This window comes from Streptomyces sp. NPDC050842 (genome assembly GCF_044456565.1).
In the GTDB taxonomy this organism is placed as follows: Bacteria; Actinomycetota; Actinomycetes; order Streptomycetales; family Streptomycetaceae; genus Streptomyces.
The window spans coordinates 124,103-147,535 of sequence record NZ_JBITGA010000003.1 but is presented as its reverse complement, the minus strand read 5'-3'; the positions used below and the strand labels follow the sequence as shown (position 1 = coordinate 147,535).

At 70.5% G+C, this 23,433-nt stretch carries 27 protein-coding genes, 1 tRNA gene, 2 pseudogenes and 2 riboswitches; of the genes and pseudogenes, 10 read left to right on the top strand and 20 right to left on the bottom strand.

Translation table 11 applies throughout. The features are described from left to right. Window positions 1-570 precede the first annotated feature (570 nt). Window positions 571-873, top strand: coding sequence for a hypothetical protein (locus ACIBG6_RS09890; RefSeq protein WP_399222071.1), 303 nt, complete (start codon window positions 571-573; stop codon window positions 871-873). Between the two features lie 24 nt (window positions 874-897). On the opposite strand, the pseudogene ACIBG6_RS09885 reads toward ACIBG6_RS09890, so the two are convergent. The 4 genes and pseudogenes from ACIBG6_RS09885 to ACIBG6_RS09870 all read right to left on the bottom strand — a co-directional run bounded on the left by ACIBG6_RS09885 (window position 898) and on the right by ACIBG6_RS09870 (window position 4,948). Continuing rightward, window positions 898-2,185, bottom strand: a pseudogene (locus tag ACIBG6_RS09885) (DUF445 domain-containing protein). 2 nt (window positions 2,186-2,187) lie between these two features. Beyond that, entirely contained in the window at window positions 2,188-3,177 is a 990-nt protein-coding gene (locus ACIBG6_RS09880) for an ATP-binding cassette domain-containing protein (protein ID WP_399222070.1), read from the bottom strand. A gap of 9 nt (window positions 3,178-3,186) precedes the next feature. Next, window positions 3,187-3,963 carry an ABC transporter permease gene (locus ACIBG6_RS09875; RefSeq protein WP_399222675.1) on the bottom strand — a complete coding sequence of 259 codons (777 nt, stop codon included), beginning with the start codon at window positions 3,961-3,963 and terminating at the stop codon, window positions 3,187-3,189. 181 nt (window positions 3,964-4,144) lie between these two features. Continuing rightward, on the bottom strand, window positions 4,145-4,948 hold the full coding sequence (locus ACIBG6_RS09870; protein ID WP_399222674.1) for an ABC transporter permease: 804 nt from the start codon (window positions 4,946-4,948) through the stop codon (window positions 4,145-4,147). A 165-nt stretch (window positions 4,949-5,113) separates the two neighbouring features. Between ACIBG6_RS09870 and ACIBG6_RS09865 the strand changes: the two genes are divergently transcribed. Continuing rightward, window positions 5,114-7,270, top strand: a complete 2,157-nt coding sequence (locus ACIBG6_RS09865; protein ID WP_399222069.1) for a transglycosylase domain-containing protein — start codon at window positions 5,114-5,116, stop codon at window positions 7,268-7,270. Here the strand turns inward: ACIBG6_RS09865 and ACIBG6_RS09860 are convergent. From ACIBG6_RS09860 to ACIBG6_RS09850, 3 genes are all read right to left on the bottom strand, one after another. Beyond that, on the bottom strand, window positions 7,264-7,584 hold the full coding sequence (locus tag ACIBG6_RS09860) for a multidrug efflux SMR transporter (RefSeq protein ID WP_329623237.1): 321 nt from the start codon (window positions 7,582-7,584) through the stop codon (window positions 7,264-7,266). The genes ACIBG6_RS09865 and ACIBG6_RS09860 overlap by 7 nt on opposite strands. Window positions 7,585-7,616: 32 nt before the next feature. Continuing rightward, window positions 7,617-7,685, bottom strand: a riboswitch (guanidine-III (ykkC-III) riboswitch). A gap of 50 nt (window positions 7,686-7,735) precedes the next feature. Further along, on the bottom strand, window positions 7,736-8,074 hold the full coding sequence (locus tag ACIBG6_RS09855) for a co-chaperone GroES (protein WP_317595701.1): 339 nt from the start codon (window positions 8,072-8,074) through the stop codon (window positions 7,736-7,738). Between the two features lie 46 nt (window positions 8,075-8,120). Then, the gene (locus tag ACIBG6_RS09850) at window positions 8,121-8,441 is read right to left on the bottom strand and encodes a DUF3618 domain-containing protein (RefSeq protein ID WP_399222068.1); all 321 of its coding nucleotides are present in this window, start codon (window positions 8,439-8,441) and stop codon (window positions 8,121-8,123) included. A gap of 137 nt (window positions 8,442-8,578) precedes the next feature. On the opposite strand from ACIBG6_RS09850, the gene bcp reads away from it, so the two are divergent. From bcp to ACIBG6_RS09830, 4 genes are all read left to right on the top strand, one after another. After that, window positions 8,579-9,046 carry a thioredoxin-dependent thiol peroxidase gene (gene bcp, locus ACIBG6_RS09845; protein ID WP_399222067.1) on the top strand — a complete coding sequence of 156 codons (468 nt, stop codon included), beginning with the start codon at window positions 8,579-8,581 and terminating at the stop codon, window positions 9,044-9,046. Window positions 9,047-9,187: 141 nt separating this feature from the next. Next, window positions 9,188-9,829: an HNH endonuclease signature motif containing protein gene (locus tag ACIBG6_RS09840; RefSeq protein WP_399222066.1), complete on the top strand. Its 642-nt coding sequence runs from the start codon at window positions 9,188-9,190 to the stop codon at window positions 9,827-9,829. After that, on the top strand, window positions 9,826-10,338 hold the full coding sequence (locus ACIBG6_RS09835; RefSeq protein ID WP_399222065.1) for an HNH endonuclease: 513 nt from the start codon (window positions 9,826-9,828) through the stop codon (window positions 10,336-10,338). Before ACIBG6_RS09840 ends, ACIBG6_RS09835 begins: the two co-directional genes overlap by 4 nt. Window positions 10,339-10,358: 20 nt before the next feature. Next, window positions 10,359-10,443, top strand: a tRNA-Leu gene (locus ACIBG6_RS09830). A 57-nt stretch (window positions 10,444-10,500) separates the two neighbouring features. On the opposite strand, the gene rdgB is transcribed toward ACIBG6_RS09830, so the two are convergent. The 4 genes from rdgB to ACIBG6_RS09810 form a co-directional block, all read right to left on the bottom strand. After that, complete coding sequence (rdgB, locus tag ACIBG6_RS09825) at window positions 10,501-11,103, bottom strand: RdgB/HAM1 family non-canonical purine NTP pyrophosphatase (RefSeq protein ID WP_399222063.1); 603 nt, start codon at window positions 11,101-11,103, stop codon at window positions 10,501-10,503. 31 nt (window positions 11,104-11,134) lie between these two features. Next, window positions 11,135-11,515, bottom strand: coding sequence for a hypothetical protein (locus ACIBG6_RS09820; protein ID WP_399222062.1), 381 nt, complete (start codon window positions 11,513-11,515; stop codon window positions 11,135-11,137). 82 nt (window positions 11,516-11,597) lie between these two features. Continuing rightward, window positions 11,598-12,329, bottom strand: a complete 732-nt coding sequence (gene rph / locus ACIBG6_RS09815; protein ID WP_267043843.1) for a ribonuclease PH — start codon at window positions 12,327-12,329, stop codon at window positions 11,598-11,600. Window positions 12,330-12,502: 173 nt separating this feature from the next. Next, window positions 12,503-12,775, bottom strand: coding sequence for a PTS glucose/sucrose transporter subunit IIB (locus tag ACIBG6_RS09810; protein ID WP_267047988.1), 273 nt, complete (start codon window positions 12,773-12,775; stop codon window positions 12,503-12,505). A 196-nt stretch (window positions 12,776-12,971) separates the two neighbouring features. On the opposite strand from ACIBG6_RS09810, the gene ACIBG6_RS09805 reads away from it, so the two are divergent. Beyond that, entirely contained in the window at window positions 12,972-14,270 is a 1,299-nt protein-coding gene (locus tag ACIBG6_RS09805; RefSeq protein WP_399222061.1) for a PTS transporter subunit EIIC, read from the top strand. Between the two features lie 288 nt (window positions 14,271-14,558). Beyond that, complete coding sequence (locus ACIBG6_RS09800; protein WP_125752204.1) at window positions 14,559-15,824, top strand: PTS transporter subunit EIIC; 1,266 nt, start codon at window positions 14,559-14,561, stop codon at window positions 15,822-15,824. A 92-nt stretch (window positions 15,825-15,916) separates the two neighbouring features. On the opposite strand, the gene ACIBG6_RS09795 is transcribed toward ACIBG6_RS09800, so the two are convergent. Further along, window positions 15,917-16,669, bottom strand: coding sequence for an MBL fold metallo-hydrolase (locus ACIBG6_RS09795; RefSeq protein WP_399222060.1), 753 nt, complete (start codon window positions 16,667-16,669; stop codon window positions 15,917-15,919). A gap of 203 nt (window positions 16,670-16,872) precedes the next feature. Here ACIBG6_RS09795 and ACIBG6_RS09790 point away from each other — a divergent pair, with 203 nt between their 5' ends. Continuing rightward, entirely contained in the window at window positions 16,873-17,364 is a 492-nt protein-coding gene (locus ACIBG6_RS09790; protein WP_399222059.1) for a type II toxin-antitoxin system PemK/MazF family toxin, read from the top strand. 10 nt (window positions 17,365-17,374) lie between these two features. Here the strand turns inward: ACIBG6_RS09790 and ACIBG6_RS09785 are convergent, their stop codons facing one another. The 7 genes and pseudogenes from ACIBG6_RS09785 to ACIBG6_RS09755 all read right to left on the bottom strand — a co-directional run. Next, entirely contained in the window at window positions 17,375-18,325 is a 951-nt protein-coding gene (locus tag ACIBG6_RS09785) for a PLP-dependent cysteine synthase family protein (protein ID WP_024756378.1), read from the bottom strand. A gap of 5 nt (window positions 18,326-18,330) precedes the next feature. After that, entirely contained in the window at window positions 18,331-18,609 is a 279-nt protein-coding gene (locus ACIBG6_RS09780; protein WP_329623225.1) for a MoaD/ThiS family protein, read from the bottom strand. 99 nt (window positions 18,610-18,708) lie between these two features. Next, on the bottom strand, window positions 18,709-18,825 hold the full coding sequence (locus ACIBG6_RS09775; RefSeq protein WP_329623224.1) for a putative leader peptide: 117 nt from the start codon (window positions 18,823-18,825) through the stop codon (window positions 18,709-18,711). Window positions 18,826-18,869: 44 nt separating this feature from the next. Then, on the bottom strand, window positions 18,870-19,655 hold the full coding sequence (locus ACIBG6_RS09770) for an ABC transporter ATP-binding protein (RefSeq protein WP_399222058.1): 786 nt from the start codon (window positions 19,653-19,655) through the stop codon (window positions 18,870-18,872). Further along, window positions 19,652-20,725, bottom strand: coding sequence for a FecCD family ABC transporter permease (locus ACIBG6_RS09765; RefSeq protein ID WP_399222057.1), 1,074 nt, complete (start codon window positions 20,723-20,725; stop codon window positions 19,652-19,654). Before ACIBG6_RS09765 ends, ACIBG6_RS09770 begins: the two co-directional genes overlap by 4 nt. Next, complete coding sequence (locus ACIBG6_RS09760; protein WP_399222056.1) at window positions 20,722-21,690, bottom strand: ABC transporter substrate-binding protein; 969 nt, start codon at window positions 21,688-21,690, stop codon at window positions 20,722-20,724. The genes ACIBG6_RS09765 and ACIBG6_RS09760 overlap by 4 nt, the downstream gene beginning before the upstream one ends. 231 nt (window positions 21,691-21,921) lie before the next feature. Next, window positions 21,922-21,986, bottom strand: a riboswitch (cobalamin riboswitch). Window positions 21,987-22,069: 83 nt separating this feature from the next. Then, window positions 22,070-22,440: pseudogene (locus tag ACIBG6_RS09755) on the bottom strand (diguanylate cyclase); the annotation flags it as partial. 121 nt (window positions 22,441-22,561) lie between these two features. Here ACIBG6_RS09755 and ACIBG6_RS09750 point away from each other — a divergent pair. Beyond that, on the top strand, window positions 22,562-22,867 hold the full coding sequence (locus ACIBG6_RS09750) for a helix-turn-helix domain-containing protein (protein ID WP_399222055.1): 306 nt from the start codon (window positions 22,562-22,564) through the stop codon (window positions 22,865-22,867). A gap of 121 nt (window positions 22,868-22,988) precedes the next feature. Here the strand turns inward: ACIBG6_RS09750 and ACIBG6_RS09745 are convergent, their stop codons facing one another. After that, window positions 22,989-23,417, bottom strand: coding sequence for a Mov34/MPN/PAD-1 family protein (locus ACIBG6_RS09745; RefSeq protein ID WP_399222054.1), 429 nt, complete (start codon window positions 23,415-23,417; stop codon window positions 22,989-22,991). Between the last annotated feature and the right edge of the window lie 16 nt (window positions 23,418-23,433).

The window sequence follows — 23,433 nt, the reverse complement described above, 5'->3', positions numbered from 1 at the left end:
CTCTGGGTGGGTGGAGAGGCCCGGCGAGGCGAGGCGGGCGGGACATTGGTGCAGATCGATCAGCGAAACGCGGGTCATATGCCCGACTTGCCACATTCACGCCTCAAACTACCCGGAGTAACTGCAGGTAGGGCCGTCTCCACCCACCGGGAATGACCAGCGGGGCCTGAAGCCCCGCTAATCAACCGGCCGTCCGACGCTAAGCGCCGCCGGGCCGCCCCATTCAACAACCGCGCACCCCGGACCGACCGAAGATGCCCACCCGGCCCGACCGCTAGCCAAGCCCCCACCCACCGGGCCGGGAGCCGCTCACGCAGCCGGAGCGATGCCCGGGCACCCGCGTGGCCACGCCCCCGGCCGCCCTCCGAGTGTGAACAGGCGGCCTCCGGCGCCGGGTCAAGGGTGGCCGCAGGCCATCGGCGGAGCCGACTTGCCCTTGACGCGGTGGTGGAGGACGCCACACTCGGAAAGAGGGCGGCCCCACCAGAAGCAGGCCTGTTCCCCAGCCCCGCGCGACCCCTCGTTAGGCTCGTATGCGCCGATACCTCACCGACCGAAAGGCCCCCCACCATGCCCCGCATCCCCTCCCCCGCCATAGCCGCCGCCGGGCTCGTCGGTGGTTATGCCGTTGCCCGGTGGACCAAGAAGCGGCCGCTCGGTGGGGTCGTGCTCGCCGGGGCCGGGGCTCTTGCCGCTCGGGAGTGGCAGCAGGTCGGTGGGGCGAAGGTGGCCGCCGGGCTCACCACCGCCTACGTGGCCGCGTTCGCCGGGTCCCATCCGCTCGCGAAGAAGATCGGGGCCTGGCCCGCCGTGTTCTCCGTCGCCGGGGGCATGGCCGCCGCTTCCTGGGCCGTCACCCGTGTGAAGGGCTGACACCTCAGGTCCGGCCTCGTGCCCTCAGCCGCCCAGTGCGTGGCTGAAGGTGTAGATCAGGAGGCCCGCCAGGGCGCCCACCACCGTGCCGTTGATGCGGATGAACTGGAGGTCGCGGCCGATGTTGGCCTCGATCTTCTTCGACGTCTGGGTCGCGTCCCAGCCGGCGACCGTGTCCGTGATCAGGGACGTGATCTCGTACCGGTACGTCGTGACCACGTACGCCGCCGCGTCCTCCGCCCAGCCCTCGACCTTCGACTGGAGGCGGGCGTCCGTCGCCAGGCGGTTGCCCAGGGAGATCAGCGAGGCGCGGGCGCGCAGCCGCAGTTGGCTGCGGTCGTCTTCGGCCGCCGCGATGATCAGGGTCCGGATCGAGGACCAGGCCGAGGCGATGATGTCCTGGATCTCCGGCCGGGCCAGGAGGTCCGCCTTCAGGCGTTCCACGCGGGCCCTCGTGTCCGTGTCCGCCTGGAGGTCGGCCGCGAAGTCCGTGAGGAAGCGGTCGATCGCGCCGCGCGCCGGGTGCGCCGGCATGTCACGCATCTCCGTCACGAAGCGCAGCAGTTCCTTGTAGACGCGCTCGCCGATGCGCTTGTCGACGAAACGAGGCGTCCAGCCCGGCGCGCCGCCCTGCACCGCGTCCATGACCGAGTCGCCGTGCGTCACCAGCCAGTCGTGCGCGCGCGTGCAGACCAGGTCCACCGCGCGGTGGTGCGCGCCGTCCGTGACGATCTTCTCCAGCGTCTTGCCCAGGCCCGGGGCGATCTCCACCGACTCCGCCCGGCGCGTGATCGCCTCGCCCACGACCGCCTGCACGTCCGAGTCGCGGAGCACCGTCAGCGCGCCCCGCAGCGCCGTCGACGCCTCCGCCGTCACCCGGTCCGCGTGCGCCGGGTCCGCCAGCCACGTCCCCAGCCGCCGGCCGATGCCGAAGGCCTGGAGCCTGCCCCGTACGACGTCCGCGGAGAGGAAGTTCTCGCCGACGAACGAGCCCAGCGAGGCGCCCAGCTGGTCCTTCTTCGTCGGGATGATCGCCGTGTGCGGGATCGGCAGACCCAGCGGGCGCTTGAAGAGGGCCGTCACCGCGAACCAGTCGGCCAGCGCGCCGACCATGCCCGCCTCCGCCGCCGCGGCCACGTAACCCGCCCAGGGTCCTGCCCCCGAGCTCCGCGCCCACGTAGCCAGCGCGTAGATCACCGCCACCGCCACCAGCAGCGACGTCGCCAGCGTTTTCATCCGCCGGACGCCTCTGCTCTTCTCCTCGTCAGCCGCCGTGTACGAGAAACTCACCAATGGACTCGACCTCCTACATCCCTACATCAGGGACTCCCGGCGCTCCTCGCGAGTTCCCCCGTACATCTTCGCGATCACCGCCTCGATGTCGGGCTCCCGCACCGAGAGGTCGAGAAGCGGGTACCTCGCCGCCACCGCCGCCACCAGTGGCGCCGCCGAGGACGCGGCCGGGAAGGCCAGCCACTGGCGGGGGCCTTCCCTCCGTACGAAGCGGGCTCCCGGCACCTCGATCGGGGGCAGTTCCCGCTCCAGGTCCACCACCAGGAGCCGCTCGCTCTCGCCGACCGCGTGAAGCCCGGCCAGTTCCCCGTCGTACATCAGCTTCCCGTGGTCGATCACCATCACCCGCGAGCACAGCTGCTCGATGTCGGTCAGGTCGTGGGTGGTGAGCAGGACGGTCGTGCCCTGTGTCGTGTTCAGTTCCTTCAGGAACTCCCTCACCCTCGCCTTCGACACGACGTCCAGGCCGATCGTCGGCTCGTCCAGGTACAGCACCTCCGGATCGTGGAGCAGGGCGGCCGCGATGTCGCCGCGCATCCGCTGGCCGAGGGAGAGCTGCCGGACGGGTACGTCGAGGAGGTCGCCCAGCTCCAGGAGCTCCACGCAGCGGTCGAGGTTCTCCCGGAAGCGGGCGTCGGGAATCCGGTACATGCGGTGCATCAGCCGGTACGAGTCCTTCAGCGGCAGGTCCCACCAGAGCGTCGTCCGCTGGCCGAATACCACTCCTATCCGTTGCGCCAGGCGGGTGCGCTCGCGCGCCGGGTCGATGCCCGCGACCCGCAACCGGCCCCCGCTGGGCGTCAGGATGCCGGTCAGCATCTTGATCGTGGTCGACTTCCCCGCCCCGTTCGGGCCGATGTAGCCGACCATCTCCCCGCGCTCCACGCCGAAGCTGATGCCGTCGACCGCCCGGACCTCGCGCTTCGACCGCCGCAGCAGACCCTCCTTGCGGCGGACCGTGAAGGTCTTCTCCAGGGAGTCGAGTTCGATGAACGGCCTGACGTCGGACATGTACGAGCCTCAGCTTCCTGTCGATCGGTACGAACGGATTCCCGCCCGCCACGCGAGCCCCGCCACCCCGCAGCAGACCGCCGCCACCAGCGGCGACGCGAACACCACCCAGCCCGGCACGCCCGCCGGGGCCGGCCGGCCGAGGACGTACAGCGCGGGCAGCCAGTTCACGAACGCCAGCGGGACGACGTACACGACCCCCCGCACCAGCTCCTGCGCGAAGATCGTCGGCGGGTACTGGAGCAGCGTGTTCCCGCCGTACGTGAACGAGTTCGTGACCTCGGTCGCGTCCTGCACCCAGAACAGGACGGACGCGCCCAGCACCATCAGCGCCGAGAAGATCACCGCCCCGGAGAGCAGCATCACCGGCAGGAGCAGCACCTTCACCGGCGTCCAGGTCACGTCCAGCAGGACCAGGGCCCAGACCAGGACCAGCAGTCCCTGCAACACCCGCCCGAACCGGCGCAGCGCGAACTTGTCGGCCGCGACCTGCGCGAGCAGCGGCGCCGGGCGCATCAGGAACGTGTCGAGCGAGCCGTCCCTGACCCGCTTCCCCATCCGCTGGAGCGACCCCATCGTCAGGTCCGCGAGCCCGAACGACGTGCCCGTCGTCCCGTACAGCAGCGCGACCTCCGCGAAGGAGAAGCCGCCCAGGCCCTTCACCTGACCGAACATCAGCAGGATGACGACGAAGTCGAAAAAGGTGACGCAGAAGCTGGTGGCCAGGGTCAGGGCGAAGGAGGAGCGGTACGTCATCGTCGACCGGATCCACATCCCGGCCACCATCCGGTACGTACGCCAGGAGTCGGCCAAGGGCCCGGTGCGGGGCCGCGACTCCCCACCGGTACGGAGTACGTCGTCAGCCCCACCCGTACGGAGTACGTCCTCAGCCCCACCCGTACGGAGTACGTCCTCAGCCCCACCCGTACGGAGTAGGTCCTCAGCCCCACCCGTACGGAGTACGTCCTCAGCCACCCTGCACCACGACCTTCCGCGTCGCCGCCGCCTGCGCCGCGCGCCCCGCCCCGAACAGCACCAGCGCCCAGCACCCCTGGAAGGCGTACGCCCCCGCCAGCTCGCGCCCGCCCTCGTACTTCCCCAGGTACACGTCGGCCGGCACCTGGAGCATCGACGCCCACGGCAGCACCCGCGCCACCTCGCCCAGCGCGCCCGGGAAGACGTTCAGCGGGAGCAGCATCCCCGAGAAGAACAGGCCGCCCAGCCAGGCCACCTGCACCACGCCCTGGCCGTCGAGCAGCCAGAACGCGCTCATCGCCACGAGGTACCAGATCGCGAAACTGACGGTCGCGCCGAGCGCCACCGCCACCAGGAACGCGAGCCATGTCCCGGGGCCCTGCGGCAGCGTGAAGTCGAAGACGAGCGCGCCGACCGCCATCGGGACGACCCCGCGGCCGAGCAGCTGATAGGCCGACCGGCCGAGGTTCGCGGAGAACCACCAGGTCTGGAGGTCGGCGGGGCGGTAGAGGTCGACCGCGATGTCCCCGGTCCTGATCCGCTCGATCAGCTCTTCCTCGAAACCTCCGCCCATCAGCCCGCAGACGGTGATCAGCGCCTGTCCGATCCACACATAGGCGAGGGCGTCGTCCACGGAGTAGCCGCCGAGCTGCGGGCGTTCGTCCCAGAGGGCGATGTAGGTGTACGACAGGATGAGGCCGAAGACGGTGTTGGTGAACACCCCCGCCGCCGTCGCCACCCGGTACGTCGCATGGCGCCGGAAGCCACCCGCGGCCACCGTCGCGTACAGCCGCAGCATGCCTCTCCTCCTCGCAAACGTGCGCAATGCGCCGAAAAACGCCGAAGCGCACGACCCTAGCGAGGCACGACTCCCCACCGCGAGCGGTTTTCGCGCCGCCTTGGTGTCACTTTCGGGTCGCGTTACCGACTTTCGTCACCTTCCGGGGCAATATGGGGTGCCATGCCCCCTTCCTCCGGTACGAGCGACACGCCCCGGCCATCCCGTCCGGGCTGGGAGCCGAGGGACCCCACCCTCTCCGCTCCGCCACCTCCCGCGCGAAAGCGTCCCCCGCGCGCCGGACGCCTCCGACGCGTCCTGCGGACCCTGTTCGGCCTCGCCCTGCTCGGTGCGCTGCTCCTCGCCGGAGCCTTCGTCACCGGCTACCTCCTGGTGGACATCCCGCCCGCCAACGCCGCCGCCCTGGCCCAGTCCAACGTCTACCTCTACCGCGACGGCAGCCCCATCGCCCGCGACGGCGAGGTCAACCGCGAGAACGTCCGGCTCGACCAGGTCCCCCTCGGCGTCCGCCAGGCCGTCCTCGCCGCCGAGGACCGCGACTTCCACACCTCACGCGCCATCGACCCCAAGGCCATGGTCCGCGCCGCCTGGAACACCGTCACCGGCAAGGGCCGCCAGTCCGGCTCCACCATCACCCAGCAGTACGTCAAGAACTACTACCTCGGCCAGGAGCAGACCCTCACCCGCAAGGCCAAGGAGTTCTTCATCGCGATCAAACTGGGCCGCGAGAAGCCCGCGGAGGACATCCTCCAGGGCTACCTGAACACCAGCTACTTCGGCCGGAACGCCTACGGGATCCAGGCCGCCGCCCGCGCCTACTACGGCAAGGACGTCGAACAGCTCGACACCGCCGAAGGCGCGTACCTCGCCTCCCTCCTCAAGGCCCCCAGCGCCTACGACGTCACCACCCACCCCGAGAACCACGGCAAGGCCGTCGCCCGCTGGAACTACGTCCTCGACGGCATGGTCACCGAGGGCTGGCTCGGCCGCGCCGACCGCGCCGCCGCCCGCTTCCCCCTCCCCCAGACCGCCCGCCCCGCCACCGGCCTCTCCGGACAGCGCGGCTACCTCGTCCAGGCCGTCGAGGAGTACCTGACCGGCCGCGGCGTCATCGACGAGAAGACCCTCGCCGGCGGCGGCTTCCGCATCACCACCACCCTGGAGCGCGCCAAGCAGGAGACGCTCGTCCAGGCCGTCGAGGACCGGGTCATCTCCCTGCTCGCCCCGCACCGCGCCCCCGCCGACCGCTACGTACGCGTCGGGGCGGCGGCCGTCGACCCGGCGACCGGCAAGGTCCTCGCGATGTACGGCGGCATCGACTACACCCAGCAGTACGTCAACAACGCCACCCGCCGCGACTACCAGGTCGGCTCCACCTTCAAGCCCTTCGTCTTCACCGCCGCCGTACAGAGCGGGGCACAGACCCAGTACGGGATGCCCATCACCCCGTACACCCTGTACGACGGGACCAACCGGCGCCCGGTCGAGGGCTGGAGCGGCAGCCCCTACGACCCCGCCAACGAGGACGACGCCAGCTACGGCGAGATCGCCGTCGGCGAGGCCACCGACCTGTCGGTGAACGCCGTGTACGCCCAGATGGCCGTCGACGTCGGCCCCGCGCACGTACGGCGGACCGCCATCGCCCTCGGCCTGCCCGGCTCCACCCCCGACCTCACCGCCTCCCCCTCCATCGCCCTCGGCCCGGCCACCGCCAGCGTCCTCGACATGGCCTCGGCGTACGCGACGCTCGCCGCGCACGGCCGGCACGGCACGTACACCCTCGTCGAGGCCGTCACCAGGGGCGGCGAGACCATCGACCTGCCCTCCCGCCCGGCCCGGCAAGCGGTCAGCCGGGAGGCCGCCGACACGACCACGTCGATCCTGCGGAGCGTCGTCGAGACGGGCACCGGCACGGCGGCGCAGGTCGCGGGGCGGCCGGCGGCGGGCAAGACGGGCACGGCGGAGGACGACAAGGCCGCCTGGTTCGCCGGCTACACCCCGGAACTCGCGACGGTCGTCGCACTGATGGGCCAGGACCCCGAATCGGGACGCCAGGAACCGCTGTACGGAGCGCTCGGACAGCCCCGGATCAACGGCGGCGGCGCACCGGCCGAGATCTGGGCCCAGTTCACCCGGGATGCGCTGACGGGAACGCCACCGCGCGACTTCGACCTCCGGCTGATGCCGGGGGCGGAGGAGATGCCACCGGAACCGCCCGTGCCGGACGGCGAGGAGGAGTCGTACCTGACGGGCGAGGCGGGCCCCGGGGCCGCGGTCTCCCGCAGCCCCCTACCCACTCCCGGCACCCCTCGTCAGTGACCGGAGGTCGCCTTCAGACCCACCACGGCGACCAGGAGCAGACAGACGAAGAAGATCCGGGCGGCGGTCGCCGGCTCACCGAGCACCACCATGCCGAGCACCGCCGCACCGGCCGCACCGATACCGACCCACACGCCGTACGCCGTACCGATGGGCAGCGTCTTGGCGGCGTGCGAGAGCAGCAGCATGGAGGCGACGATCCCGGCGCCGGTGAACACGCTGGGCCAGAGCCGCGTGAAGCCGTCGGTGTACTTCATCCCGATCGACCAGCCGACTTCGAGCAGACCAGCGATGACGAGAAGAACCCAGGCCATGACGACGACACCTCCGCGAGACGGACAACAGGAGTGCGTCGTCTTGTCGTCATCCCGGTACGGCGCGTCTCGTCGGGTGTCCCCAGACTAGCAAAGAACACGCAAAGGCCCTGGTGACGGCGGTCACCAGGGCCTTCACGAAGCCGTGGGCCTACAGGTACAGGCCGGTCGAATCCGTCGCACCCTGGAAACGATCCGCGGCCACCGCGTGCAGGTCGCGCTCCCGCATCAGTACGTACGCGGTGCCCCGCACCTCGACCTCGGCGCGGTCCTCGGGGTCGTACAGCACCCGGTCGCCGATCTCGACGGTCCGGACGTTCTGACCGACCGCGACCACCTCGGCCCAGGACAGACGACGGCCGACGGCGGCGGTCGCCGGGATCAGGATGCCGCCCCCGGAGCGCCGCTCCCCCTCGGGGGAGTCGGTGCGGACCAGGACCCGGTCGTGGAGCATCCGGATGGGCAGCTTGTCGTGCGTGTTCTCGCTCACGGTCCGAACCTACCTGCCCGGGCGTGTCGCCCGCGGCCGGGAGGGGTCATCCCTTGCTTCTGCGGGAGGACGCGGCGATCAGCCCGACCACCGCGACGGCGACGAGCGCCGCCGGCACGATCCGCTCCAGGCGGGGGGCGCCGTCCTCGTGGGTGAAACGGGCCTTCACGTCCGAGACGACCCGGTTGACGGCGACGAAGGCGCGGCCGGCGGTCTGGTCGACCGTCGAGGCGACCTTGGCCTTGGCGTCCCCGATGATCGTCTTCGGGTGCACCCGAATGCCGATCTCGTCGAGAGTGACGGCGAGCTGCTCGCGCCGGCGGACGATGTCCGCCTCGATCTGCGCAGGGGTCCTGGCGTCCGACACCGCGCTGCCTCCGTAGTCGTGTATCCGGTCGTTGACGGACAGTCTGTCAGCTCCACCGCCGATGAGCCGCGCCCGACCCCCATTAGCCGACCGCCATTAGGCTCTGGAGGCGTACGCGAACACCCCCGAGGAGAGCCATGAGCGAGCGACTGCAGCCCGGCGACACCGCCCCCGCCTTCACCCTGCCCGACGCGGACGGCAACGAGGTCTCCCTCGCGGACCACAAGGGCCGCAAGGTCATCGTCTACTTCTACCCGGCGGCCCTCACCCCCGGCTGCACGAAGCAGGCCTGCGACTTCACCGACAACCTGGACCTGCTGACGGGCGCGGGCTACGACGTCATCGGCGTCTCCCCCGACAAGCCGGAGAAGCTGGCGAAGTTCCGCGAGAAGGAGAACCTGAAGGTCACGCTGGTCGGCGACCCGGAGAAGACGACCCTGGAGGCGTACGGCGCCTTCGGCGAGAAGAAGCTCTACGGCAAGACGGTGACGGGCGTCATCCGCTCGACGATCGTCGTCGACGAGAACGGCGACGTCGAGCACGCCTTCTACAACGTGAAGGCGACGGGCCACGTGGCCAAGATCATCAGGGACCTGGGCATCTGAGCCCAGCCCTCCGCCGAGAACGGCCCGCACCGCTGACTGAAGCGGCGCGGGCCGTTCCGCATTTCGGGTGTGACCGTCCGATATTCGACTCGTTAGCCCGTACGAGGCCACGAACGGGTGGCCGGATCGGAGGGGGGCTCGATGGGAACGAGCGCGTACACACAGGAACGACTCGAAGCGGCGGCACGCGGAGCACGGACGCTGACTGAGGCGCTGGAGCGGCTGAGGGTGGACCCGAAGAGCTCGACGCGACGGTACGTGCGGGAGCGGATGCGGAAGCTGGGGGTGGACATCTCGCACTTCGAGCAGGAGGGGACACGGTGGACACGTGACGTCCTGGCCGAGGCCGTAGCAGCCTCAACGAACATGTGCGAGGTGCTGCGGCGGCTCGGGGTGGACGTCGTCGGCGGGCAGCACACCCATATCAGCCGACGGATCAAGGCGTACGGGATCGACACCTCGCACTTCCACGCACCGTCCCGGCGGGGAAAGCCCTGGCGCCCCCGAACACCCGAGGGCCTGCTCACCGAGCAGACTGGCCCGCAGACCCGACGCGTCCCGAGCGACCGGCTCGCCTGGGCGATGACGGAGTCCGGAGTAGGGAAGCAGTGCGCGATGTGCGGCGCCGAGGCCGTATGGCGCGGCCGGCCGCTCCCGCTGGAGGTCGACCACGTCGACGGCGACTGGCGCAACAACCGAATCGAGAACCTGAGGTTCCTCTGCCCCAACTGCCACTCGACAACGGCCAACTACCGGGGACGCAGCAAGGGGCGTACGGCATGACGTGCGGCGTTCGCTCCTCACGGGAGCGCCCTGCACCCGAGGCGCTGCGCAGTGCTGTGACGGCATCGATCTCCCACGCCGAGGTGCTGCGTCGGATCGGGCGTCCGGACACGGGCGCCCAGCGCGGCCGACTGCGGCAGTGGATCTCCGATGACAACCTCTCGACCGCCCATTTCCTGGGGCAGGCCCACCAGCGCGGGAAGCGGGGACCGACTCCGGTCAAACGGCCCGACGAGATCCTGGTCCGGCACGAGGGAAAACGCCGAACAAGAACCCATCTGCTCCGGAGGGCGCTCCGCGAGGTGGGTGCACCCGAAGAGTGCACCGAATGCGGACTAGGACCCGAGTGGCTCGGCAAGCCGATGACGCTGGAGATCGACCACATCAACGGGGACTGGAGCGACGACCGACGCGAGAACCTGCGGCTCCTGTGCCCCAACTGTCATGCGGTCACGGACACCTGGTGCCGTGGCGGACGACGACGCTCCTCTCAACCGAGTGGAGAGTGACCGCTACCATGGCTGTGCACGCGGCCGTGGCGAAATAGGCGATACGCGCGGGCCTTAGGAGCCCGTGGGAGAAATCCCGTGAGGGTTCGAGTCCCTCCGGCCGCACCCCGAAACGGCCTGCGAATCGAAGGATCGATGCGCAGGCCGTTTGCGTGCCGGCCCTCAGCCCAGCAGCTCCCGGACCACCGGCACCAGGGCCCTGAAGGCCTTGCCTCGGTGGCTGATGGCGTTCTTCTCCGCCGGGGAGAGCTGCGCGCAGGTGACCTCGTGGCCCTCCGGCTGGAGGATCGGGTCGTAGCCGAAGCCGTTCGTGCCGACCGGGGCGTGGCGGAGGGTGCCGCGCATCTGGCCCTCGACCACGCGTTCCGTGCCGTCCGGGAGGGCCAGGGCCGCCGCGCAGGCGAAGTGGGCCCCTCGGTGCTCCTCCGCGATGTCGGACAGTTGGGCGAGCAGCAGGTCCAGGTTCGCGCGGTCGTTGCCGTGGGTGCCGGACCAGCGGGCCGAGAAGATGCCGGGCGCGCCGTTCAGGACGTCGACGCACAGGCCCGAGTCGTCGGCGACCGCCGGGAGGCCGGTGGCCTGGGCCAGGGCGTGGGCCTTGAGGAGCGCGTTCTCGGCGAAGGTGACGCCGGTTTCCTTGACGTCGGGCACGTCGGGGTACGCGTCCGCGCCGACGAGTTCGAGGTCGAGGCCCGCGTCGGCGAGGATCGCGTGGAGTTCGGTGATCTTGCCCGCGTTGCGGGTGGCGAGGATCAGACGGGTCATGCCCCTGATTATCCGGGGTCGGCGCGACCGTTTAGCCCGGGGTGCAGACCTTCGCCACTTCGGCGGCCCCGTCCGTGATCGGCTGGATGTCCGGCGTCGTGTCGCCGTTCTTCACCGCCGTACGGACGGTCTCGACGCCCTTCGTGAGGTCGTCCACCGCCTTCGCCAGGTCGGCGTTGTCCGTCGTGTCCTTGAGGTTGCCGAGCTCGGTGTTGATCGAGTTCAGGGACTCCTCGATCTGCGTCGGGTCGTTCGAGGCGTTGGAGACGGCCTGCTGGAGTTTGTCGACCGACGTGGCTATCGCGTCGGCGGTCTTGACGCAGTCCATGGCGGTGTCGAGGGCTCCGCAGCCGCTCAGGACGGTGGTGAGCGCGGCGGCCGTGGCCACGGCGAGTGCGAGTCGACGCTTCAAGGCATCCCCTAAATACGAACAGACGGACGGGCGGGCGCACGGAGCTTATCCGTGTGCCCGCCCGTCATGACGCAGTCGGGTGTCAGAGGGTTCCTTCGAGCGCCTTGCGCTGGATCTCGGCCAGTTCGGCGCAGCCGCCGGAGGCGAGGTCGAGGAGCGCGTTGAGCTCCTTGCGGTCGAAGGGCTCGGCCTCGGCGGTGCCTTGGACCTCGACGAAGCGGCCGTCGCCGGTGCAGACGACGTTCATGTCGGTGTCGGCGCGGACGTCCTCCTCGTAGCAGAGGTCGAGGAGGGGGACGCCGTCGACGATGCCGACGGAGACGGCTCCGACGGTGCCGACGAGGGGCTGGCGGCCGGCCTTGACGAGCTTCTTGCCCTGGGCCCAGGCGACGGCGTCGGCGAGGGCGACGTACGCGCCGGTGATGGCGGCGGTGCGGGTGCCGCCGTCGGCCTGGAGGACGTCGCAGTCGAGGACGACGGTGTTCTCGCCGAGGGCCTTGTAGTCGATGACGGCGCGCAGCGAGCGGCCGATGAGGCGGGAGATCTCGTGCGTGCGGCCGCCGATCTTGCCCCGGACGGACTCGCGGTCGCCGCGGGTGTTGGTGGCCCGGGGCAGCATCGAGTACTCGCCGGTGACCCAGCCTTCGCCGCTGCCCTTGCGCCAGCGCGGGACGCCTTCGGTGACGGAGGCGGTGCAGAAGACCTTGGTGTCGCCGAAGGAGATGAGGACGGAGCCCTCGGCGTGCTTGCTCCATCCACGTTCGATGGTGACGGGGCGGAGCTGTTCGGGGGTACGGCCGTCGATACGAGACATGGGTCGAGGGTAGCGGGAGAGGAGGGGGTGCCTGTTCTCCCGTGAGGGAGTGCCTGCTCTCCCGTGAGGGGGTGCCTGTTCCCCGTGAGGGAGCGCCTGTCCTCATGACTAAGGGCCCGTTCCCCTGCCGGAACGGGCCCTTGTCGGTGCGAGTCGGTCGCTCGCACCAGGTCTCACATCAGGTCTTCGATCTCCGCGGCGATCGGGTCCGCGTCGGTGCCGATGACGACCTGGATGGCGGTGCCCATCTTCACGACGCCGTGGGCGCCGGCGGCCTTGAGCGCGGCCTCGTCGACGAGCGCGGGGTTGACGACCTCGGTGCGCAGCCGGGTGATGCAGCCCTCGACCTCTTCGATGTTGTCGATGCCGCCGAGCCCGGCGACGATCTTCTCAGCCTTGGTGGCCATGTGTTTCTCCCTGTCCGTTCCGTTCGCGCGAGCGCGAATCTCGGCGCACCTGCGGTCCGCTTTGTCACGGTAACCCACGGTTGGCCCAACTTCGCGAGCGAGTGCCGCCGTTCTGCCGAATGATGACGATCACCGGCGGCCTGCCCTCAGCGGGCTCCCGGGAGCCTATCGCAACTGGTCTACACCAGTGTGCACGAGACGCGGACCCGGCTTGTTCCGGGCAGGGAGGACGCCGATGAGTACGGACAGCGCCGCGGCGCGGCCGCAGAAGTCCCTATGGGGCGGGCTCTTCCAGGGGCTTCAGAAGATGGGGCGCAGCCTTCAGCTCCCCATCGCGGTGCTGCCGGCGGCGGGCATCATCAACCGGCTCGGCCAGCCGGACGTCTTCGGCGCGGACGGTCTCGGCTGGGACAAGGTCGCCGCGGTGATGGCGGGCGCGGGCGGCGCCCTGCTCGACGGCAACCTCGGTCTGCCGCTGCTGTTCTGCGTCGGTGTCGCCATCGGCATGGCGAAGAAGTCGGACGGCTCGACCGCGCTCGCGGCCGTCGTCGGCTTCCTCGTCTACTACACGGTCCTGCGTCAGTTCCCGAAGGACTGCCCCACGGGTACGAGGGACATCGGTGGCGGCTGCCTGGCGCCCGGGGAGGCCTTCGCCGCCTACACGTACCAGAATCCCGGTGTCTTCGGCGGCATCGTCGTGGGTCTGCTCACCGCGTACCTGTGGCAGCGGTACCACCGGACGAAGCTGGTCGACTGGCTGGGCTTCTTCAACGGCCGCCGTCTCGTGCCGATCATCATGACGTTCGTGGCGATCGCGTTCGCCGCGCTCTGCCTGTGGGTCTGGCCGCCGATCGGTGACGCCTTGGAGAGCTTCAGCGACTGGCTGGTCGGCCTCGGTGCCTGGGGCTCGGGCATCTTCGGTGTGGCGAACCGTGCGCTGCTCGTCATCGGCCTGCACCAGTTCCTGAACGTGCCCATCTGGTTCCAGTTCGGCACGTACGAGAAGCCGGACGGCACGGTGGTCCACGGCGACATCCCCATGTTCCTGGCGGGCGATCCGAACGCCGGCCAGTTCCTGACGGGCTTCTTCCCGATCATGATGTTCGCGCTGCCGGCGGCGGCGCTCGCGATCACCCACTGCGCGAAGCCGCACCGCCGCAAGGAGGTCGGTGGCCTGATGCTCTCGGTGGCGCTGACGTCGTTCGTCACGGGCATCACGGAGCCGCTCGAGTACTCGTTCCTCTTCATCGCGCCGGTGTTGTACGCGATCCACGCGGTGCTGACGGGTGTCTCGATGGCGGTGACGTGGGCGTTCGGCGTGAAGGACGGCTTCAGCTTCTCGGCGGGTCTGATCGACTACGTGATCAACTGGGGCCTCGCGACGAAGCCGTGGCTGATCATTCCGATCGGTCTCGCCTTCGCGGTCGTGTACTACGCGATCTTCCGGTTCGCGATCACCAAGTTCAACCTCCAGACGCCCGGCCGTGAGCCGGACGAGGTCGGGGACGAGATGGAGCGGGAGAACGTCAAGTAGCGGTGCGGTCACCCTGCAGAGGTGACCGATTCGGGGCTTTCGCCCCCCCCTCGTAAGCCCCGCGCAAGGCCCCTGGACCTGACGGTTCGGGGGCCTTATGTCGTGCATTTCCGGCTATGGCTGAGCACACAAAATTCGCAGGTTCCTTATCTAAGTCTCACGTGCTAAAACTGGTCTACACCACTGATTGGTGTAGACCACGCGGTCCAGACCACCGCGTTCCACGAGACGTCGCCTCCCCCCGTGTTCACTACCCCTGGCGGCGCCTTGCCTTACTGGAGGAAGTTGATGAGTACGGCCACCGCCCAGGCCGCCGCTCCCGCGAAGAAGCGCGGATCCGGCCTGTTCCAGGGCCTGCAGAAGGTCGGTCGCAGCCTGCAGCTGCCGATCGCCGTTCTGCCGGCCGCGGGTATCTTGCTCCGTCTCGGCCAGCCCGACGTCTTCGGCGCCGACGGCCTCGGCTGGGACAAGGTCGCCTCTGTCTTCGCCACCGCAGGCGGCGCGGTCTTCGACAACCTGCCCCTGCTGTTCTGCATCGGCGTCGCCATCGGCTTCGCCAAGAAGGCGGACGGCTCCACGGCTCTGGCCGCGCTCGTCGGCTTCCTGGTCTACAGCAACGTGCTGAAGGCCTTCCCCGTCGCCGAGGCCGTCATCAACACGACCGCCAACAAGGGCGTGGACGTCGCCGCGAAGTACAACAACCCGGGTGTCCTCGGCGGCATCCTGATGGGTCTCATCGCGGCCGTCCTGTGGCAGAAGTTCCACCGGACCAAGCTCGTCGACTGGCTCGGCTTCTTCAACGGCCGCCGTCTCGTCCCGATCATCATGGCCTTCGTCGGCACCCTCGTCGGTGTCGTGTTCGGCCTGGTCTGGGAGCCCATCGGTGAGGGCATCTCCAACTTCGGCGAGTGGATGACCGGCCTCGGTGCCGGTGGCGCCGGCCTCTTCGGCCTCATCAACCGCGCGCTGATCCCGGTCGGCATGCACCAGTTCGTGAACACCGTCTCCTGGTTCCAGATCGGTGACTTCACCAACGCGGCCGGCGAGGTCGTCCACGGTGACCTGAACCGCTTCTTCGCCGGTGACCCGAGCGCCGGAATCTTCATGTCCGGCTTCTTCCCGATCATGATGTTCGGCCTCCCGGCCGCCGCGATCGCCATCGCCCACGCCGCTCGCCCCGAGCGCCGCAAGGCCGTCATGGGCATGATGGTGTCCCTCGCGCTGACCTCCTTCGTCACCGGTATCACCGAGCCGATCGAGTTCACCTTCATGTTCATCGCGCCGGTCCTCTACGCGATCCACGCGGTCCTGACCGCCGTCTCGATGGCCGTCACCTGGGCGTTCGGTGTCCACGCGGGCTTCACCTTCTCCGCCGGCGGCATCGACTACCTGCTCAACTGGAACCTCGCGACCAAGCCCTGGCTGATCATCCCGATCGGTCTCGTCTTCGCGGCGATCTACTACGTGGTCTTCCGCTTCGCGATCACCAAGTTCAACCTCCCCACCCCGGGCCGCGAGTCCGACGAGGAGCTCGAGGACCTCACCAAGGCGTGATCCTCACCCGCACGAAACCCGTACGAACCCGTACGAAAGGGAAGGCCCCGGAACCGATCGGTTCCGGGGCCTTCCCCGTATGTACAGAGGTGTCAGATCTCGTAGACCGCGCCCGGGCGTGCCAGCTCCGACGGTCCCTTGTAGACCTCGCGCGCGTCTTCCAGGTTCTGCTCGCCGTCCGTCCACGGGGGGATGTGGGTGAGGACCAGTCGGCCGACACCGGCGCGGGTCGCCTGCGCCCCGGCCTCGCGGCCGTTGAGGTGGAGGGCCGGGATGTCCTCCTTGCCGTGGGTGAAGGAGGCCTCGCAGAGGAAGAGGTCGGTGCCCTCGGCGAGCTTGTGCAGCGCGTCGCAGACCCCGGTGTCGCCGGAGTACGTGAGCGAACGGCCGCCGTGCTCGATGCGGATGCCGTACGCCTCGACCGGGTGGCACACCTTCTCCGTGCGGACGGTGAACGGGCCGATCTCGAAGGCGGCCGACTTCAGCGTGCGGAAGTCGAAGACCTCGCTCATCGCGGTGGGCGAGGGGGTGTCGTCGTACGCCGTGGTCAGCCGCTGCTCGGCGCCCTCCGGCGCGTAGACGGGGATCGCGTCGCAGCGCCCGCCCTCGTGCCGGTAGTAGCGGGCGACGAAGTACCCGCACATGTCGATGCAGTGGTCCGCGTGCAGATGGCTGAGGAAGATCGCGTCGAGGTCGTACAGACCGATGTGTCGTTGCAGCTCGCCGAGGGCGCCGTTGCCCATGTCGAGGAGCAACCGGAAGCCGTCGGCCTCGACGAGGTAGCTCGAACAGGCCGAATCCGCGGACGGGAACGACCCGGAGCAACCGACGACGGTGAGCTTCATGGAGCGTGAACCTCCGTGGACGGGTGCGGAAAGCGCGCTGAGGGAGGGGGAGGCTGTGCGGTCTGTCGAGCGTAAGGCGCACCTGGGCCTGTCGCTCCTTCGTGGCGGCCCGTTGTGGGCGAACTCACGGGCTCTGTCACCGGTTCGGATGGATGGCGGGGCGCCACGGCGGAGTGGGGCGCGCGCCGGTACCGTCTTGAGGTATGGACACGTCATGGTGGCCCGCGCTGGCCGCGGTCGTGGTGATCGCGCTGGTCGTGGTGGTCGCCGGTGGGCGGAAGGGTTCGTCGGGTGGGCCCTCGGGGCGTAGGCCTTCGGGCCGGAGGCCTGCGGAGCGGACCCGGCCGCCCGGTCGGCCGGCGGGGCCGCGGAAGGCTCCGGCGCGGCTGCCGCGGGCCGGTGAGATCTGGTGGGCCGACGTGCCCTTCGAGGACGGGCCCGGTTCGAAGGACCGGCCGTGTCTGGTGCTCTCGCTCCGGGGTGACAGCGCGCTCGTCGCCAAGATCACCAGCAAGTACCACGACGAGCGGCCGGGCGTGATCGCGCTGCCGCCGGGGGCGGTGGGCGACGCTCAGGGGCGGCCGAGCTTCCTGGAGACGGACGAGCTGCGGGACGTTCCGATGGCGGACTTCCGCCGGAGAGCGGGAACGGCGGACCCGGTCGTGTGGGACCAGGTCCGCCATCTCGCGCGGTGAGGGACGGTACTTACGCCCAGAGCTGGCCCTGGACCGTCTCGATCGCCTCTTCCGTCGTCGCGGCCGTGTAGAGGCCGGTCGACAGGTACTTCCAGCCGCCGTCGGCGACGACGAAGGCGATGTCGGCGCTCTCGCCGGCCTTGACCGCCTTGTTGCCGACGCCGATGGCCGCGTGCAGGGCGGCTCCCGTGGAGACGCCCGCGAAGATGCCCTCCTGCTGGAGGAGTTCGCGGGTCCGGGTGACCGCGTCGGCGGAGCCGACGGAGAAGCGGGTGGTGAGGACCGAGGCGTCGTACAGCTCGGGTACGAAGCCCTCGTCGAGGTTGCGCAGGCCGTAGACGAGGTCGTCGTAGCGCGGTTCGGCGGCGACGATCTTGACGTCGGGCTTGTGCTCGCGCAGGTAGCGGCCGACGCCCATGAGCGTCCCCGTCGTGCCGAGGCCGGCGACGAAGTGGGTGATCGAGGGGAGGTCGGCGAGGATCTCGGGGCCCGTGGTGGCGTAGTGGGCGCCCGCGTTGTCCGGGTTGCCGTACTGGTACAGCATCACCCAGGACGGGTTCTCGGCGGCGATCTCCTTGGCGACGCGTACGGCCGTGTTCGATCCGCCCGCCGCGGGGGACGAGACGATCTCCGCGCCCCACATGGCGAGCAGCTGGCGCCGCTCCTCGCTGGTGTTCTCGGGCATGACGCAGACGATGCGGTAGCCCTTGAGCTTGGCGGCCATGGCGAGCGAGATGCCGGTGTTGCCGCTGGTCGGCTCCAGGATGGTGCAGCCGGGCGTGAGCCGGCCGTCCTTCTCCGCCTGCTCGATCATGTGGAGCGCGGGGCGGTCCTTGACCGAGCCGGTCGGGTTGCGGTCCTCCAGCTTCGCCCAGATGCGGACGGAGTCCGAGGGCGAGAGCCGGGGGAGGCGGACGAGCGGCGTGTTGCCGACCGCCGCCAGCGAGGAGTCGTAGCGCATGTGGATCAGACCATGCCGCCGGCGACGGCCGGCAGGATCGTGACGCTGTCGCCGTCGGTGAGCTTGGTGTCGATGCCGTCGAGGAAGCGGACGTCCTCGTCGTTCAGGTAGACGTTGACGAAGCGGCGGAGCTTGTCGCCGTCGACGATGCGCGCCTCGATGCCGGTATGGCGGGACTCCAGGTCGGCGAAGAGGTGGGCGAGGGTGTCGCCGCTGCCCTGGACGGCCTTCTCGCCGTCGGTGTAGGTGCGGAGGATGGTCGGGATGCGGACCTCGATGGCCATGGCGTGGGCTCCTGTCGGAAGTGGCGTGATCGGCGCGTGGCGGGGGCCCCCGCGCGGAGGGGGGTCGTACGGGAGTGCGCTCGATGTCGCGTGGGTCGCTCAGAGCGCAGCGCGGGACGTACACATCGCGCTGGAGAGGCGGCACAGGTCGACGTGCAGGCGTGCCACGAGCAGGGGTGTGCCCGGAGTCTCTTCGCTCACGTCGTGGGAAACCATGGGCTCATCGTATCGATTCCCGGTCCGGGTTCCGGAATGTGATCTCACATGGTGGTCATTTTCTGACCGCCTACCGGACTGTGCAGGTAGAGGACGGTCGGGCTGCCGGTCCTCGGGTGCGGGATGACCTCGGCGTCCACGCCGTAGACGGCGGCGAGGAGCGCGGGGGTGAGGATCTCTTCGGGGGTGCCTCCGGTGACGACCCGGCCCTCCACCATGACGTACAGACGGTCGCAGTACGCCCCCGCGAGGTTGAGGTCGTGCAGGGCGAGCAGGTTGGTGGTGCCCAGGGTGCGGACGAGGCGCAGGATGTCGAGCTGGTGGCGGATGTCCAGGTGGTTGGTGGGCTCGTCGAGGACCAGGAGCGCCGGGTCCTGGACGAGGGCGCGGGCGACGAGGGCGCGCTGGCGTTCGCCGCCGGAGAGCGTGGGGAACGCGCGGTCGGCGAGCTCGATGAGGCCGACGCGGGCGAGGGCGGCATCGGCGCTCTCGCGGTCGGCGCCGGTGTCGCCTTCCCAGAATCGTTTGTGCGGGGAGCGGCCGAGGGCGACCAGTTCGCGGACGGTGAGTTCGAACTCGGTGCCGCTGTCCTGCGGGACGGTGGCGACGCGGCGGGCGCGGGCCTTGGGGCCGAGGGCGTGGAGGTCGTCGTCGTCGAGCGTGGCGCGTCCGGCGGTGGGGAGGAGGGTCCCGTAGACGCAGCGTAGGAGGGTGGTCTTGCCGCTGCCGTTGGGGCCGATGAGGCCGACGGTCTCGCCGGGGCGGACGGTGAGGTCGGCGGAGCGGAGGCGCTGCCCGTACGAGAGTCCGTGGAGCCGCAGCTCGGTCACAGGGGGGCTCCTTCGGGGCGGCGGCGCATGAGCCAGAGGAAGAACGGGCCGCCGATGAGCGCGGTGAGGACGCCGACGGGGATGTCCTGGGGCGCCGCGACGGTCCGGGCGGCGAGGTCGGCGAGGACGAGGGCGAGCGCCCCGCCGAGCGCGGCGACCGGGAGGAGCCGGCGGTGCGGGGCGCCGACGGCGAGCCGGGCGGCGTGCGGGGCCATGAGTCCGACGAAGCCGACGGCTCCGCTGGCCGCGACCATGACGGCGGTGACGAGGGAGGCGAGGACGAAGACGCCGGCGCGGAAGCGGGCGGTGTCGAGGCCGAGGACGGTGGCGCCCTCCTCGCCGACGAGGAGCAGGTCGAGCGGGCGGGCGAGGGTGAGGAGGGCGCCGACGCCGAGGGCGAGGACGGCGGCGGGCAGGGCGAGGGTGTCCCAGCGGGCGCTGCCGAGGCCGCCGAGGGACCAGTACAGCGCCTCCTGGAACTGTTCGGGCCGGCCGGCGACGACCAGGAGCAGGGTGGCGAGGGCGGAGAGGACGTACGAGACGGCGACTCCGGCGAGGACGAGCCGGGCGCCGGTCATGGTCCCGCCGCGGCGCGCGAGCCCGTAGACGAGGACGAGGGCGAGGAGGGCGCCGGCGAAGGCCCCGCCGGGCAGGGCGATGGTGGTGGTCACCCCTCCCACGACGCCGAGTCCGCCGCCGAGCACGAGGACGAGGACGGCGCCGGCGGAGGCGCCGGAGGAGATCCCGAGGAGGAAGGGGTCGGCGAGCCGGTTGTTGACGAGGGCCTGGAGGACGGCGCCGACGACGGCGAGCCCGGCGCCGACGACGACGCCGAGCAGGACCCGGGGCAGCCGGACGTCGAGCACGATCGTGCGGTACGGGGACGGGCCCGCCCGCCCGGTCAGGGCGTCGAGCACCTGGCCGGGCGGGATGCGGACGGAGCCGAGGGCGAGGGAGGCGATCCCGGCGAGGGCCAGGGCGAGGACGAGTCCGGCGACGACGAGGACGTACCGCGACGTCCCGGAGGCCGGTGCGGCCGTCGCCTCGGCCCTGTCGAGGACCGTGGTCACCGGGCCGGGTGGAGCTGGGCGGCGAGCTTGTCGACGGCGGCGGGGACCCGGACGCCGAGGACGGTGTCGGAGAGCGGCATGACGGCGAACCGGCGGTTCTTGACCGCGGGGACGTCCTTGAGCGCGGGGTCGTCGAGGAGCCGCTTCTTCTTCTGCTCGACGGTGGTGGAGCCGTAGTCGTAGATGACGATGACGTCGGGCTTGCGGTCGACGACCTGTTCCCAGGTGGCGTCGCCGAAGGCCTTGTCGAGGTCGGCGAAGACGTTCCGGCCGCCGGCCCGGGTGATGAGCTCGTTGCCGATGCCCTTGCCGCCCGCCGTGAACGCGGTCTTGTCGCCGCTGTCGTAGACGAAGACGGAGACCGGCGGGGTGCCCTTGAGCCGCTTCTCGGTGGCGGTGACGGTCGCGCGTGCCTCGCGGGTCCAGGTCTCGGCCCGGTCGGGGACGCCGAAGGTCCGGCCGATCTCGCGGACTTCGCGGTAGAGGTCGTCGACCGAGGGCGAACCGGACGGGCAGTACTCGATGTTGAGGCGGGTGGCGATGCCGGAGCGCTTGAGGTCGTCGCGGCCGCGGCCGTCCTTGGCGTCGAAGGCGGAGGCGTAACCGCCGTACACGAAGTCGGGGTTCGCGGCGAGCAGGGCCTCCTTGGAGGGGTACTCCTTGGCGATGACGGGGACGGTGCCGTAGGCCTTCTTGTACGCGGGGAGGATCGCGTCGTCGAGGTAGGCGGTGCCGACGAGCGACTTCTCCAGGCCGAGGGCGAGCATCACCTCGGTGACGTGCTGGTTCATGGTGACGACGCGCTTCGGCGGGGCCTGGTAGGTGGCCTTCGCGCCGCAGTTGTCGACGGTGTACGGGAATCCGGGTGCGGGCTTCGCCGAGGAGGACCGCTCCGCGGGGGCCGAGCAGGCGGCGAGGAGCGGGACGAGGACGAGCGCGGGCAGCAGCGGGCGGCGCCAGGACATGACGGTCTTGCCTCCTCCGGGGATTTCCACGTCCCCGATCGGTGGTGAGAGGCGGCAGGTCAGTTCCTGGCTCCCGGCGCCCGAGGGCCTGTCCGGCGGATCAGGGTCGGATAGGCCGCGGCGTCTGGTGCGGTGCATCGCAAGGCGCCGGAGCGTCCTCATAGCGGAGCTATGCGGGCGTTTCGGCAACGCGGCGAGGTGCCGTGCCAGACGCCGCGGCCCCGGCCATGATCTGCCGGACAGGGCCTAAGGCGCCGGTCACAGTGGCGGGACCGTGCCGGATTCACACCGGCTTCCTGGGTCCTGCCGCCCGTTGGTCCGGGCCAGTGTCTCACCCGGGCCGTTCGCTTCTCGGGTGGTCCCTCACTCCGGTGGTCCCTCACTCCGGCCAGGCGGAGTTCCGGATGGTCTCCACGAAGTCGCCGGGCGGGAAGCCGGGGAGGTAGTGGCGCAGGACGTCGGCCTTGACGTTGCCGAAGGCGGTGTCCGGCTTGGGGGCGATGCCCTCGGCGAAGGCCTCCAGGATCCGCCGCTTGAAGCCGGGGCGGGGGTGGGCGGCGACGATCGCGGCCCGGTCCTCGGGGGTGAGGGCGGCGGGGTCGTCGTAGCCGATGCCGAGGACGTCGTACTCGACGCCGGCCGTGACGAGCGCGACTCGGGTTCCATGAACTCCGGGATCCCGGGGGTGGCGTGGAGGAACGCGGCGGCCTCCGCAGCGCCGTCGATGGATCGGCGCCGATCTCGCCGCCGAGGACCTGTCCGGCGCCGACACGCTGATCGTGCCGGGGGCCGTGGACGTGGAGCTCTGTACGGCTCTGGCGCCGACGGTGGCGGCGCTGCGGGCTCCAGGGGGCCGGAGGCGGCCCGCGCGGTGGCGCGGGACCTGGTGGTCTTCCTCCAGCGGCCGGGCGGGCAGTCGCAGTTCTCGGCGGCCTCGCGTACTCCCCCGACCGGTCATCCGGTGGCCCGTCCGCTGCTCGACGCGGTGGCGGCGGATCCGGCGGCCGATCACAGCGCGTCGGCGCTCGCGCGCCGGGCGGGGGTCAGTGCCCGGCACCTGGCCCGGCTGTTCCGGGAGCGGATCGGGGCGACCCCGGCGGCGTACGTGGAGCGCGTACGGGTGGAGGCGGCGCGGATGCCGCTGGAGGGCGGGGCGAGCGTGACGGGGCGAGTGTGACGGGGGCGGCGGCGCGGAGCGGGCTCGGCAGCGACGAGAGCCTGCGGAGGGCGTTCGCCCGGCACTTCGGGGTGACGCCCTCCGCCCACCTGGCCCGTTTCCGTACGGTGTCGGGCGTGCCCTACGCGTCGTAGGCCTCGACGACCTTGACCTCTTCCTCGGTCACGACGCCCTCGACGATGGTGAAGGAGCGGAACTGGAAGGGGCCGGCGCCGTCGGTGTCGGCGGTGGAGACGAGGACGTAGTGGGCCTGCGGCTCGTTCGCGTACGAGATGTCCGTGCGGGACGGGTAGGCCTCGGTGGCGGTGTGCGAGTGGTAGACGACGACGGGCTCCTCGTCCCGGTCGTCCATGTCGCGGTAGAGCTTGAGCAGGTCCGCGGAGTCGAACTCGTAGAAGGTGGGCGAGCGGGCGGCGTTCAGCATGGGGATGAAGCGCTCGGGGCGGCCGCTGCCCTCCGGGCCCGCGACCACGCCGCAGGCCTCGTCGGGGTGGTCCGCGCGGGAGTGTTCCACGATCTGGTCGTACAGGGCCCGGGTGATGGTCAGCATGCCGACAGGATAAGCA